Source organism: Syntrophorhabdaceae bacterium, from assembly GCA_035541755.1.
Lineage (GTDB): Bacteria > Desulfobacterota > Syntrophorhabdia > Syntrophorhabdales > Syntrophorhabdaceae > PNOF01.
On sequence record DATKMQ010000033.1, the window covers coordinates 47,055 to 59,960 of the forward strand.

Annotated in this window: 12 protein-coding genes; 5 read left to right on the top strand and 7 right to left on the bottom strand. The window is 50.3% G+C overall.

What is annotated here, in order from left to right:
• Window positions 1-33: 33 nt before the first annotated feature.
• The 3 genes from VMT62_02880 (at window position 34) to VMT62_02890 (ending at window position 3,031) form a co-directional block, all read left to right on the top strand.
• A complete protein-coding gene (locus VMT62_02880; protein HVN95349.1) occupies window positions 34-1,176 on the top strand; it encodes a DUF748 domain-containing protein in 1,143 nt (380 codons plus the stop codon).
• A 338-nt stretch (window positions 1,177-1,514) separates the two neighbouring features.
• Complete coding sequence (locus VMT62_02885) at window positions 1,515-2,855, top strand: hypothetical protein (protein ID HVN95350.1); 1,341 nt, start codon at window positions 1,515-1,517, stop codon at window positions 2,853-2,855.
• Entirely contained in the window at window positions 2,852-3,031 is a 180-nt protein-coding gene (locus VMT62_02890; protein HVN95351.1) for a hypothetical protein, read from the top strand. Before VMT62_02885 ends, VMT62_02890 begins: the two co-directional genes overlap by 4 nt.
• Window positions 3,032-3,144: 113 nt before the next feature.
• On the opposite strand, the gene VMT62_02895 is transcribed toward VMT62_02890, so the two are convergent.
• From VMT62_02895 to VMT62_02920, 6 genes are all read right to left on the bottom strand, one after another.
• Complete coding sequence (locus VMT62_02895) at window positions 3,145-3,378, bottom strand: hypothetical protein (GenBank protein HVN95352.1); 234 nt, start codon at window positions 3,376-3,378, stop codon at window positions 3,145-3,147.
• Between the two features lie 41 nt (window positions 3,379-3,419).
• The gene (gene lspA, locus VMT62_02900; protein HVN95353.1) at window positions 3,420-3,890 is read right to left on the bottom strand and encodes a signal peptidase II; all 471 of its coding nucleotides are present in this window, start codon (window positions 3,888-3,890) and stop codon (window positions 3,420-3,422) included.
• Window positions 3,860-6,619, bottom strand: a complete 2,760-nt coding sequence (gene ileS / locus VMT62_02905) for an isoleucine--tRNA ligase (protein ID HVN95354.1) — start codon at window positions 6,617-6,619, stop codon at window positions 3,860-3,862. The genes lspA and ileS overlap by 31 nt, the downstream gene beginning before the upstream one ends.
• Before the next feature lie 188 nt (window positions 6,620-6,807).
• A complete protein-coding gene (locus VMT62_02910; GenBank protein ID HVN95355.1) occupies window positions 6,808-6,939 on the bottom strand; it encodes a hypothetical protein in 132 nt (43 codons plus the stop codon).
• A gap of 303 nt (window positions 6,940-7,242) precedes the next feature.
• Window positions 7,243-7,821: a hypothetical protein gene (locus tag VMT62_02915; protein HVN95356.1), complete on the bottom strand. Its 579-nt coding sequence runs from the start codon at window positions 7,819-7,821 to the stop codon at window positions 7,243-7,245.
• A gap of 283 nt (window positions 7,822-8,104) precedes the next feature.
• Window positions 8,105-8,452, bottom strand: a complete 348-nt coding sequence (locus VMT62_02920; GenBank protein HVN95357.1) for a hypothetical protein — start codon at window positions 8,450-8,452, stop codon at window positions 8,105-8,107.
• Window positions 8,453-9,172: 720 nt separating this feature from the next.
• On the opposite strand from VMT62_02920, the gene VMT62_02925 reads away from it, so the two are divergent.
• Both VMT62_02925 and VMT62_02930 read left to right on the top strand, forming a co-directional pair.
• Entirely contained in the window at window positions 9,173-9,832 is a 660-nt protein-coding gene (locus tag VMT62_02925; protein HVN95358.1) for a hypothetical protein, read from the top strand.
• Between the two features lie 410 nt (window positions 9,833-10,242).
• Window positions 10,243-11,100, top strand: coding sequence for a hypothetical protein (locus VMT62_02930; GenBank protein HVN95359.1), 858 nt, complete (start codon window positions 10,243-10,245; stop codon window positions 11,098-11,100).
• Between the two features lie 858 nt (window positions 11,101-11,958).
• Here the strand turns inward: VMT62_02930 and VMT62_02935 are convergent.
• The gene (locus VMT62_02935; GenBank protein ID HVN95360.1) at window positions 11,959-12,435 is read right to left on the bottom strand and encodes a methyltransferase; all 477 of its coding nucleotides are present in this window, start codon (window positions 12,433-12,435) and stop codon (window positions 11,959-11,961) included.
• Window positions 12,436-12,906 lie beyond the last annotated feature (471 nt).

The window sequence follows — 12,906 nt, forward strand, 5'->3', positions numbered from 1 at the left end:
CTATAATACAACGATACGGTGTGAGGAGGGAGCATGACGACTACAGCAAAGAAAAAACTCAAGATTCTTCTTATCGTGGCCATCGCCGTTGTTGTGGTTCTTGGATGCTCCCTGGCGTTACTCGTCAAATACGCCAACAAGATCGTCAAAGCCGAACTCGAGGCGACTCTGGGGAAGACCTTTTCCATAGAACGGATCGACCTCGCATGGGGTCATGTAGAGGCGGTCGGCATCAAGCTTAAGAACGCAGCCGGCAAAGAAGTTGTGAAGGTCGGCAGCCTGTCCGTGAGCGCCGATTTTATGGGATTATTAAAAAAACAGTATATCATTTCGGATATTACCGTGAAAGACCCCTATGTGTTCGTGGAGATCGACAATAAAGGCAATATTGTGAGTCCCGTTTTACCCGTCCAGCCCAAAGAGAAGCCTGAACAGGGAAAAAAGACGGAACAGCCCATGCCGCCTGTTACAGTGAAGAAGGTTGAGATTGTGAATGGGTCGGTCGATTATCTTGACAGGAAGACGCCGGTTACGCCGGTCCTTACGAAATTGCGCAATATAGACTTTGTGATAAAAGATATCTCCATGCCTTTTGCAGACACCTTTTCCACCTATTCCTTGAGCGCCGCCGTGCCGGGAAACCTGAGCACGGGTGCGATCAAAAGCAGTGGCAGGATAAGATTGAAGAACAAGGATATGGACCTCAAGGCCGACGTGAAAAAACTTGATATAACGAACTTCAAACCATACTACCAGAAGCAGAGCCCGGTTAATGTGACCAAAGGGTTACTCGATCTCGACATCAACGTGAAGGTTGCATCGGAAAAGATACACGCCCCTGGCACCGCAGTTCTAAAGGACCTCGATTTCGCGAGTGGCTCGGGGAAGAGTGACAAATTCATGGGCGTGCCCCTCTCCCTCGTCGTTGCATTCCTCAAGAAGAGTAATAACGAAATCCCGATTGAGTTCGTGGTGGAAGGCGACCTCAACAACCCTAAGTTCAATCTTGCGGACCATTTTGTCCAAAAATTATCTCTGGCCATGGCGGAAAAACTCGGCCTGTCCATCAAGGAAATACCCGAGTCAGTGCTCGGGCTCGGGGCCAAAGGTGCCGAAAAGCTCGGCTCTGGCGCGAAAAGCGTGGGGGAAGGCCTCAAAAAACTGTTCGGCAAGTGATCAAGTATGAGCGATCCATATTGCACGGGTCCTCTCGTAACGGTCCGTCGATTCTTTTCTTGAGATTACCTTATAAGCCCGGACCACTCTTTTCAAGCCCGCGCGACTCTCCCACCTGCCTCAATTTCAGGAGTTTGTCCTGGTGCGTTTTTTCTTGACAAAAGCTCTGGAAGTGATAATATCATTCAGTGACTATCTATTTCACTGTATGGACACCTTAGTAAGACGACATGTAGGCTTGGCCCCATATAATGAATACGCTCAAATAGTTGAACTTAAACCGGGCAGATAAAAGGGGCATGGTAAGAACGCGCAAAGATCATAAGGAGGCATTCCGCATGAAGAAGAATCCTTACTGGAACCCCATCTTAGAAACACTCCCCCAGGAAAAACTTAAGGCGCTGCAGCTCAAAAAGTTCAAACGAATCGTTGAATGGGCTTATAACAACTCACCTTTTTACCGAAAGCTTTACAAAAGCGCCGGTATGGAGCCCGGCGATATCAAGCGATATGAAGACATCACGCGCATTCCCAAAACCGATAAGGGCATGTTAAGAGACGTTCAGAAAAGAAAGCCGTTCCCATACGGGGATATGCTGGCCGTGCCCCTCTCGGAGGTCACCGAATTCCGTCAGACAAGCGGTACCACCGGTACCCCCGTCTACCAGGCAGACACCTGGCAGGATTGGGAATGGTGGGCGGAATCCTGGGCATATATACTCTACGCGCAGGGATACAGGGATACGGACAGGGTATTTCTTCCCTTCGGATACAATATCTTTGTGGCCTTCTGGGCCGGCCATTATGGGTTGGAAAAAGTTGGCTGCGAAGTGGTCCCCGGCGGGGTGCTCGACACGGAGGCGCGCATTCTTAAGATGCAAGAATTGAAGTGCAATGCCTTCATGGCTACACCGACGTACGTGCTCGGCATGGCCGATACAGCGAGAAAGATGGGGATCAATCCGGCCTCCGACCTCTTTATCAAGAAGATTACCTGCGCAGGCGAACCGGGCGCGAGTATCCCCACGACCAAGAAACGCATGCAGGAAGCGTGGGGGGCCAAGGTGTACGACCACATAGGGGCCACCGAGATCGGCGCCTGGAGCTATGAATGCGCGCATCAGCCGCAAGGCCTCCATGTGAACGAGGGGCTCTTCATCGTGGAGATTGAGGATATCGAAACGGGCCGGATCATTACTGAACCGGGCGTAAGCGGTAAGATGGTGATTACGGCGCTCGACAGAAAAGCCAAACCATGCATACGTTTTGACTCCAAGGACGTGATCAAATGGGCGGATTACGCATGTAGTTGCGGACGAACGTTCAGGATAATCGAGGGCGGCGTGGTCGGCAGGTCGGATGACATAACCAAGGTAAAGGGGGTGTTGCTCGCGCCCACGGCGATCGAAGAAGTGGTGAGGAGTATCCCGGAACTCGCCAACGACTATCAGGTGACGGTGAGCAAGAGGGGCGACATAGACGACATCCTCCTTGAAATAGAACTTGTGCCTAAGTACGAGAAAAAACGGGAGGACATCCTTGCGCGTCTGAAGGACCAGTTGCGGGTGAAGACGAATCTCGGATACCGCATCGAGACCCACCCGTACGGAAGCCTTCCGCGATATGAGGTGAAGGCACGTCGATTCAAAGACCTGAGGAAGAAGGAGGCCAAGGCGTGAAAAACGAATACAATCTGAAACAGATCGACAATAAGGTGCAGAAGCTCAAAAAAACCGCCGAGGAGCTCATGGAGATCGGGGGAGACATTGAGGCAGTGAAACGAAACCTGGTCAGGATATTGGCGAGCGTCAAGATGCTCGAACTCAATATCAGCGACGTGGCGCGGATATTATAAGAGGACGACGTATCCTCGAAGCCTGAAGCACGCCCGTTTTTGCGGAAACGGATCGTCCGGCCCGAGCTGAGCACGGCTGAGAGCACGCGCTTCAAGTCCTGTTAATCGGGAATTCATGACCGTTTGAACTTCTCGTTGAGCACCCTTTTAAACCGCGGCGCGTAGATCATATCAAACGTTTCTTCTTTTCCCGGAAATAATTTCAGCGCCTGTTTTTTGACGCCTTCGACGACTGCGATCGCGTGATCGTGGGTGAGTTCCTGCGTCCTGATGAAATCCAGGGCAAAATCCACGATGAACCGGAGTCTTCTCAGCTTCTTTTCTTCTTCATGGAGTTCGTCTGTCATGGTGAAACCTTATGCCTCACACGGCCGAAAAGCGGCTTTGTTCAAGAATCCGTCTCTCGCTTTGAGCCGAAGAGTTCCACATAGAGCCATAGACCGATGCCGCAACAGATGGAGACATCGGCAACATTAAAAGCATACCAGTGGTACGTCCCGTAGTAGAAATCGAGAAAATCGATCACGTTGCCGAAGACAATCCTGTCATAGATGTTCCCTAAAGCCCCGGCGAGGATAAGCGCGAGGGAAAACGCTCTCACAAAAACCGGGGAAGTCACGATGAAATAGATGATGATCGCAACGATGGCGAGCGGGAGAAAGGTAAAGATGTACTTGGCATATTGGTGCTGATTGAGAAATCCAAATACCCCTCCTAAGTTTCTCGAATGGACAATGGACAAGAAGGATGTAACGCGCACGCTGTCGAACACCGCGAGGTTCTTAACGACGAGCGCTTTGGTGAGTCTATCGAGGGAAAAGATTGAGGCTACGAGAGCGAAGAGAGCGTATTTGCGCATCGCCTGCACACGTTCGGGAACGTGCCCTCCTTGCTTACGTCCGTCGCGTACTGCCAGCAGCGTTCACACTTCTCGCCCTGCGCCTTTTCCACGACAACGTTCAGTTCACCGCCTCTGGCAATGGCGATCTGGGATACGATAAAGACGTCTTTTAAGTCCTCTCCCAACTGTTCGAGGAGACTGTATTCTTTTTCAGGGGCTTCGATAGTAATCTTCGTGTCGAGTGAGTGGCCGATGGTTTTAGCCGCCCTTTGTTCCTCGATCTTTTTGTTGGCAAATTCCCGGATGGCCCAAATTGCATCCCAGTACTCTTCCAGTCGGGCATCAATCTGTTCTTTTTTTGCCGCTGGGAACGAGGCAAGCAGCACGCTCTCTTCTTCGACCTGGCCCTTAAGATGCGACCACATCTCTTCGGCGGTTGCCGATAGTATGGGCGCGATGAGTTTTAGAAGGGTAATCAGGGTCTCGTGGATTACGGTCTGAGACGCCCTTCGTTTCAGGGAATCCTTCTTTTCTACATAGATCCTGTCTTTCACGATGTCCAAGTAGAGGGCGCTCAAATCCACGGTACAGAAGTTCTGGATACTGTGATAGATGAGGTGGAACGTATAGTTCCTGTAGCCTTCGGTTACCCGTTCGATAAGCCTCTGAAGCCTTGACAGGAGCCATTTATCAAGCGACGAGAGCCTGTCAAAAGAAACCGAGTCCCGCGTAGGATCAAAATCGCCGTTGATGTTTGCATGGAGAAAACGCAGGGTGTTTCTGATTCTCCTGTAGGTTTCGACGAGTCTATTGATGATATCTTTGGATATCTTAATGTCGTCACGATAGTCCTCATAGGTGGTCCAGAGCCGCAGTATCTCGGCGCCAAGCTTCTCGATGATCTCCTCGGGGGCGATCACGTTACCGAGCGACTTGGACATCTTCCTGCCGGAACCGTCAACCACGAACCCATGCGTGAGCACCGCATAATAGGGCGCCTTGCCCTCGTTGCCCACGGAGGTGAGAAGTGAGCTGTGGAACCATCCCCGGTGCTGATCGCTTCCTTCCAGATAGAGATCCGCCGGGTATTTGAGTTCCCCTCTTTTCTTACAGACCGCAGCCCAGCTCACGCCTGAATCGAACCAGACGTCGAGGATATCTTCCTCCTTCACGAACCTGTCGCCGCCGCAGTGTCCGCATGTTGCGCCCGGCGGGACAAAGAACGAGGCCTCTTTCTCAAACCAGATATCTGCGCCGTGTTCCCTTACCGCATCGATCACTTTTGCAAATGACTCCCTGCTCCAGTAGACCTCCCTGCACTTTTCACAGTAGAAAACCGTAATCGGTATGCCCCAGGTGCGCTGTCTCGATATGCACCAGTCCGGGCGAACCTGCAGCATGTTGTAGATCCTGTCTCTTCCCCATGTGGGGATCCATTTGACCCTGTCGATTTCATCAAGGGCCCTCTGGCGCAATCCCTTGGCATCGAGCGAGATGAACCATTGTTCCGTGGCCCTGAAAATGACCGGTTTTTTGCAGCGCCAGCAGTGAGGATAGGAGTGTTCGATTTCTTCCGTATGCAGCAAATGGCCGAGCTCGGAGAGCTTTTTGATCACATGGACGTTGGCGTCGAAGACGTTCATACCCTTGAAAAACTCGACACTCTCTATGAACTGACCCTTTTCGTCGACCGGAGAATAGACGTCGAGCCCGTATTCCAATCCTGTTTCGTAGTCTTCTTCTCCGTGACCCGGGGCGATATGCACAGCGCCCGTGCCCGTGTCAGCGGCCACGTAGTCGGCGTAAACAACAACGGACTGCCTGTCGATAAAGGGGTGTCTGAAGGTGAGTGTCCTGAGAAAATCGGTGGGCACATCCCCCAGGACACGGTAATTCTTGATCCCGGCCCGCTTCGTGATGTCCTCCACCAGGTCTTTGAGGGCGATAAAGACCTCTGTGTCCGTCTCAATTGCGACGTAAGCAAAGTCTGGATTGATCGCTATGGCAAGGTTCGCCGGCAGGGTCCAGGGGGTCGTGGTCCAGATGAGCATATACAGAGGCTTATCGGGATAGCCCGTGAACGGCCCCTTCTTTTCGCCTGTGTAGGGGAATTTCACATAGATCGAGTTCGATTTCTTTGTATCATACTCGATCTCGGCTTCGGCAAGTGCCGTCATACAGTTGACGCACCAGTACACGGGTTTCTTTTTCCGGTATACCTCGTCTCTCTCGAAGAACTTCTCGATCTCTCCGATGATCGTGGCCTGATAGTCGTAGTCCATCGTGATATAGGGATGGCCCCAGTCTCCGATCACGCCGAGTCTTTTGAACTCCGAGCGCTGAACGTCGATGTAATGCGCCGCGTATTCGCGACAGCGGTGACGGGTCTCAACTTTGCTTAAGACGATCTTTTTCTGTTTGGTTTCTTTCTCGATCTGATGTTCGATGGGTAGTCCGTGACAATCCCAACCCGGGACATAATCGGCGCGGCGACCCGACATGAATTGCGATTTAACGATGATGTCTTTCAGTATTTTGTTGAGCGCGGTCCCGAGATGGATGTTGCCGTTGGCGTAAGGCGGTCCGTCATGAAGGATGAACGTAGGGCTCGCCTTTTTTGCTTCCGTGAGCTTCTCATAGAGCTTTATGTCATCCCAGTACTTGAGTATCTCCTTTTCTTTGACAGGCAGATTCCCCTTCATGGGAAAGGGTGTCTTGGGAAGATTCAGGGTGTCTTTGTAGTCCATGTTCTATCGGTCCTTTATGTATCAGTAAAATATGCCTTACGATCAGCATTGCCCAACATCTTTCGCGCTTGAAGGCGGAAAGCTGAACGTTGAATATTATTCATAAAATTAGCATAAAGCGGATAACTATTCAAGACTAATGAAAAAACGAGGTTTCAAGGAAGGTTTGATGAGGACGCTAAAGCTTCTCAATTCCAGTTTGCAGCGCTGCCTGTTCGGTTACGGATTTTCTTAAGCAGGTATTCACATATTCTTCCCGTAAAAATGGTCACCAGAACGGCTGCAAGAATCACAAGGACGCTGACTGAAATCGTGGACATAGCTTCTCCCTTATATACTCTTATCGGCAAAAGACAGATCAGCTTAAACCGCCTGAACATCGCTGGTCACAGACTGGAGCGGCGGAATATGTTGCTGGGCACTCGGAGAGATTTGTGTGCGACATACTCAGGCGGGAGCGAACATTGTACGAAAGGCAGGAAGGGTTGTTTTGAGCTTCTTTTACACGCATATATCGTGGTCGCTTCCACCAAAGCGGTGAATCTGGTTGTCGAGTAAAGATCGGGATTTACAATTGGAAGCGATAATTCGACACATTTGATATGCTCGTTATGCAACGCTTATTATTGCATTTGTACAAATCCATAATTATCGATCATACTTCGGAATTTGGACTGCAAATCGGTCCGGGTCATTAGGTGATTTTTATAGTTATGCACGCCCTTTTCAAAATCCATATAAAGGGTAAGAGTATCAATATGGTAATTGTCCCCGCCTATCCTTGTTACCAAAGGATTCCTCCCTGCATGTGTCAGTGAGAATCGAAATTCGCATTTCCTCCCCCTTGAATATAAGCCAAATGAGTGAAGCATGGAGTTTCGAAGTTGATAAATTATTTTTTCGTCCGGTGGAGACACGGAATCGAAGTTTTGTTTTATAAATTCACAGAATCTATTTCGCACGTTTCCAATTGAATCTTCACCGGAAAAAAATTTGCCAAGCAAATCAATACCAGCTAATACACCCATTGTACCAGGCCAAAGTGCTCTAAATCCAATCGGTTCATTATTATCTGGGTTCATCCCAAAACAAGTTAAGATATCCCTTCTTAAAAGGTAAAGGACGCTAAATTGACCCGTAACCCCTAGATTTTTATTGGGGTCTTTAAAGAAAGACGCAATGAGATCATCTATTGAATTCATTGATTCCGCTCAAGGATGTTTAATAAAGAAAGGTACGTGAACTTCAACGAAGCTCGGAGGCTCTGGTACCGTCTATTCTTCGGGTTGTGGATCAAGGTATTTTTCCCCAATTGCAAACACCATCTCATTCAGAAAAACAATCGCTTTTCCAGCCCGCTCCAAGGTTTCCGACAAAATAAGTATCGAAGCCATTTTTCATGTCCCTTTCGTTAGAATAAGGATTTGAGTCTTTTCCGTGTTCAGCCCACGCCAGGTTAGTGTTTGTTTCACGAAAATCTCTTGATCATTGACCAACATTCTTTCCCTTCAAGAAAGTTGCAAGAGCAAGCGAGATGATGCTTACGGCCATTGCACCTAGCAACCATTTGTTCAGGTCGTACACCCGGTCGACGCTGTCCCTGAGCGACGCGACACCGGATTGCTGAGCAACCTTGATATTCTCGATGTCTCGCTGCAAAAGCGGGATCTCCAATGCCTTCGATGGTGTACTTAGTATTGCCGCCTCAAGTTTTCCGAGTCGCGAATCGATGTCTTTTAACGATACCTGAAGCCGCCGAATTTCGCCTGGTGTCCCCTTCGATTCTTTTGGAGCGATAGCTTCAGCCTTGACAGTCGCAACTTCTTGCCCCAACAGATTGGTTACGGAGACAGGCTTGGAGTGGAAGCTTCAGATGTGACGATATGCCGGGCTCTGCTGGCGCGGACGTGTATATGCATACATGGAGCAGCGCAGAGTCCGGCAGAGCGTTGCAGATGGAGTTTTCCGAACAAGCCTGTCTCCAGGCACAAACATACACGCCTTTGGGCCCTAAGCAGTTTCACTCCAGCGATGCAGGGGCGCTCTATACGGGCAGTGATTTTGTTCCAAGATATTGGGCGCAAGCGTGCGTATATGGAACAGCGCAGAGTCCGGCAAAGCGTTGCAGATGGAGTTTTCCGAACAAGCCTGTCTCCAAACATACACCATACACGCATTTGAGCCTTAAGCATTTTCAAGCGGTGTTCTATATCTAACAAGAACGACGGACTGCTTGCAGGAAGAAGCTGGGTATCAACGCCACGTACCGCTCCTCGCGCGCTGATCCGACCGTCATGTGAAGAATGCCGTCGCAAAACAAAGAAACGGAGAGCACAAATTAGTGACAAAAAGACAAGCAAAAGGCTTTTGCGGGAAATTAACTTGACAGTTGTTATGCATGATGATACATTGCAGTCAATCTGATAAAGCCAGACGATCCGCGAGGGCCAAACGGAACACCAGCGGGTCTCTGACGTAACGCAATCCCTCGACTTTCAGCGGCAAGACGGCCGGGCGGCCAGTCGTTACCGATCAACAAAAGGAGGTTCTCCCGTGAGCAGACGGACATTTGTGCTGGTATGTTTCCTCTCATTTCTCGTCGTATTCGGAGAGTCGGCTTTGGCGAGAGCCGACAATATCGTGCGCTGGACTTTTGTCAACGCATATCTTACCAACGGTGGAAGCATAACGGGCTTTTTCGATATGGACTACACCGGCGGGACGAGGGTGGTGAACTGGGACATAACCGCAGGCGGCGGCGTGGAAGGGACGAGCGACAGAGCGGATGGGAGCGGGGCAGGCCTCGGCTATACGGTGACCATATACTATCCTATCACTCATTTCACGCCTTCGAATTCGTACCAAGATCCCGAAGATATGTTCCATTTTTGCACGGTCTCATTCCCTGTTGTTGCAGCGACAAATCCAGACCGAGTGTCCTTCTACACCGGGGTACCTAATAACTGGACGGCCCCTTCATCTTCCGACCCTACTTCCTGGACCTCCGGTATCTATTGGACTACGGCGTACGAGGATTATCATGCTAACGACTTCTACGTGGATGGCGCGTTCTTTGGCGGCGGTGAACGTAACGTTGGTATCGCCTCCGGGGGTTCGCTTACTGCCTCCGCCGTCCCAGTGCCCGCCCCACTTCTCTTGTTTGCCCCTGGGCTTGCAAGCCTGGCCGCGGTCAGGAGACGATTCAGAAAATAAGAACGGATCAGGCATAGACGGGCGAGAAATAGCCTGTCTTTTCCTGACCCCAGACCTCACATTACCATTCCAATTCCGTCGTCAAATAGTAGCATTTGTGCGCAACGCTCTTCGGGAACAAGCCAGATATAAACTCCACCTACAATTCGCACCTTCCGAATTAAGAGCCGTACGAGGAATGCCAACGCAATAAAGATACCGCCCAGTAGTTTTTCCTTGTCCTCTCCTGGTTTTTTTTCTTGACATGTTGTTATGCTGAGTATAACATACATGTAATCCGAAAAAGTTTGACCATGGGTGACCATGGGACAGAAAGCGGATGGATCTCTAAATCGTTTGTCTTCGAACGCCCTCCGGTAGATAGGAAAGCCGCCAGATAAGGGTGTAAGAACTTTTGCTCTTCAGGATGTTTGAAACTCCGGGAGCCTGATATTTTTCAATATATCTCTAAGGAGGCCAAAATGCTCACTACCCCCTCAAAAAGCAAGGATATCGGAATTGCGGTGCTGGCCTTCATTATCGCGTTGTGCGTCATGAGCGTCTGCTCCATCGCTCGCGCAGACAATTACGCATACGTGACGTTCGAGGGCGGCGGACTCTCCTCCGTGAATCTCGACACCGGCGCGTTCACTCAGCTTGGCATCTCCGGTGAGACACTCGCCGGCCTGGGAATGGTGAACTCCACACTCTTCGCCACGACTTACAACCAAGGCGGGCTGTACATGGTGAACACATCGAATGGCGGCCTGACTTCGGTAGGTGGGTTCTTCGACGCCACCGGAGGCTTCGGCTCCACCACAAGCGGGCTTTACGCGGTAGGCGGAACCACTGGACGCTTGTCGTCTATAGACCCTGGAACTGGGGCGGCCACCGACATTGGTAGTACAGGAGTCTCGGGAACCTCCTGGTTTAACCTGTCCACAAATTCCAGTGCGCTGTACTACGCGGTCGACGGTTACTTGTATACCTTGGACGTAACGAGTGGATCGACGACGCCTGTTGGCTCCATCACCTACAACGGCAATACCGTGCAGATAGGCCCCATGGTCGAAGAAGGCGGCCGCCTGTACGGCATCGATTCGAATAACAGTATCTACACACTGGACACGAGCACCGGGGCGGCTACATATGTGGCCGCGATAAGCGACGGGATGGCCGCTTATGGCGTCGCGCCCATTTCTGCTCCGGTTCCACTTCCGTCTGCTCTTCTTTTCTTCGGTCCCGGCCTCGCGGGACTAGCGGCGGTGAGGAGACGGTTCGGTAGGTAAGATTTTCCCGCGCAATAGACAGGGGCGGGGCTGAAAGGCCCGGCCTCTTCTGATTCCTTCCACAAGTATTATCGATCGTACTCTTCGTCGCTCATCGAGATGACCGAAATCTAGCGGTTCAGCAACGAAGCCGCGTCCCAAAGCCACTTCCACAACTTCCGCGGTCCGCGGTCGAACGGCATAGTAATAAGCCTCTAAACTCTCGTCATAATCCGTATACGTTGACTTCTACATCCTTCGCTGAACTTTTTTACGCGGCCATATATAATCTAACGATTTTGTTGTTTCAAAGGGAAATGAGTCGCGTTTAGCAAAGCCGTCTTTGCCGAGCTGTAAAGACGTTGTTGGCGGCAAAACTGGCGGTATAGAGACGCCAGTTTCTTCATTGACGTGTTGTGTAGATGCCGGAACTAAAAGCTGCGCTTGCGCTGCGGATAGTCGACGTATATTCAGACGCAGTATCCGCGGACTTAAAGCGTCGTAGCTTAAGGCCGCGGGTGGAGTGGAGACAGGCTTGGAGTGAAAAGATGGAGATACGATGCACCGGCGGGTTTTGCTGACCGAGAACCGGGCTTATATCCCGAAAATAGGTTTGCCGGGTACCCACACGTTGATAGCGGATTAAAGGGCGACCAAACTGACACGTGGGTGGCACATGTTCGAGGACGCAAGGCCTGACGGGGCGCGTATAAACGCTTTTCCGAACAAGCCTGTCTCCAAACACACAACATACACGTATTTAATTAAGCCTTGAGCAGTTTCAATCTGTCGGCGCATTTTCTATTATCCCAACACCGCCGCCTATTGTAATAAGTGTTTCTTTCATCCGATCTCCTGGCAAACAAATATATGTTGGCTCTAGTCTGTTGTCCGAGCCTCCTTTTCTGAGAAATACGGCCGCGTGCGAAATTCCCAACGTGGAACGCTTTTACAATATTCTTCGTATTCCAAACCATAATTTCTCTTCAGCACAGGTTCTTCAAAGAAACGCACAACCACATGGAAGAAGACAAAGAGGCCAACGCCGTAAAAGAATAACCTCCACAGTCCACATAAAATGGCAAGGCCAATAACAAAAGAAACGATCCCGACGTACATGGGGTTTCGCGTATACGCATGAACGCCCGCCACGACCAGATGCTTTGGCGGGTCAAAAGGTGCGGGAGTCCCAAAGCCCCTTACGGCAAAACCCGTTACAGACAAAGCATACAATAGAAGGCCGAAACAAACAGGCAACCACCCGGACAAATACCAGCCGTGCGCCGAAGCTATGAGATTACAAAGACGGCCATTTGCCAAAAGAGAAGGGATTAGAATCGCCTCGATGCCTGGCACGATAGCGGTGAATCCTATAATCTTAATGGCTAACCACATATATGCCCTTCCCTTTTGTGTCACGACAATTATTATGCAACTTGGTTTTTTCTTACATAATATCCCGGGCACAGGAGAAATCAATAAAAATATTTGCGTTCTTCCGACATAAAGCAACATCTACAGGTGGTGTTAAACGGTATTTGCCGATATCCTACAAAAAACCAAAATACTTTATTGACGTGTTTATGTATCGTTTTAGGGGCTGCGCTGTGCGCTGCGGACAGTCAACGTATATTCAGACGCAGTATCCGCGGACTTAAAGCGTCGTAGCTTAAGGGCCGCGGGTGGAATGGAGACAGGCTCAGAAGATAAACGCACTTAAGCCTCAAGAAGTTTCAATCGGGTAGCGCGGCTTTTCCGGCATATGCGTTGAGGCACAGTTAACGAAGTCACTTCAACTTTGCGACATCCATCTGGAAGATAATCGGA

Coding starts and splice junctions, on each gene's coding strand:
- lspA (HVN95353.1), bottom strand. CDS start 3,890: ATGCGCAAATACGCTCTCTTCGCTCTCGTAGCCTCAATCTTTTCCCTC.
- VMT62_02915 (HVN95356.1), bottom strand. CDS start 7,821: ATGAATTCAATAGATGATCTCATTGCGTCTTTCTTTAAAGACCCCAAT.
- VMT62_02880 (HVN95349.1), top strand. CDS start 34: ATGACGACTACAGCAAAGAAAAAACTCAAGATTCTTCTTATCGTGGCC.
- VMT62_02885 (HVN95350.1), top strand. CDS start 1,515: ATGAAGAAGAATCCTTACTGGAACCCCATCTTAGAAACACTCCCCCAG.
- VMT62_02895 (HVN95352.1), bottom strand. CDS start 3,378: ATGACAGACGAACTCCATGAAGAAGAAAAGAAGCTGAGAAGACTCCGG.
- ileS (HVN95354.1), bottom strand. CDS start 6,619: ATGGACTACAAAGACACCCTGAATCTTCCCAAGACACCCTTTCCCATG.
- VMT62_02910 (HVN95355.1), bottom strand. CDS start 6,939: ATGTCCACGATTTCAGTCAGCGTCCTTGTGATTCTTGCAGCCGTTCTG.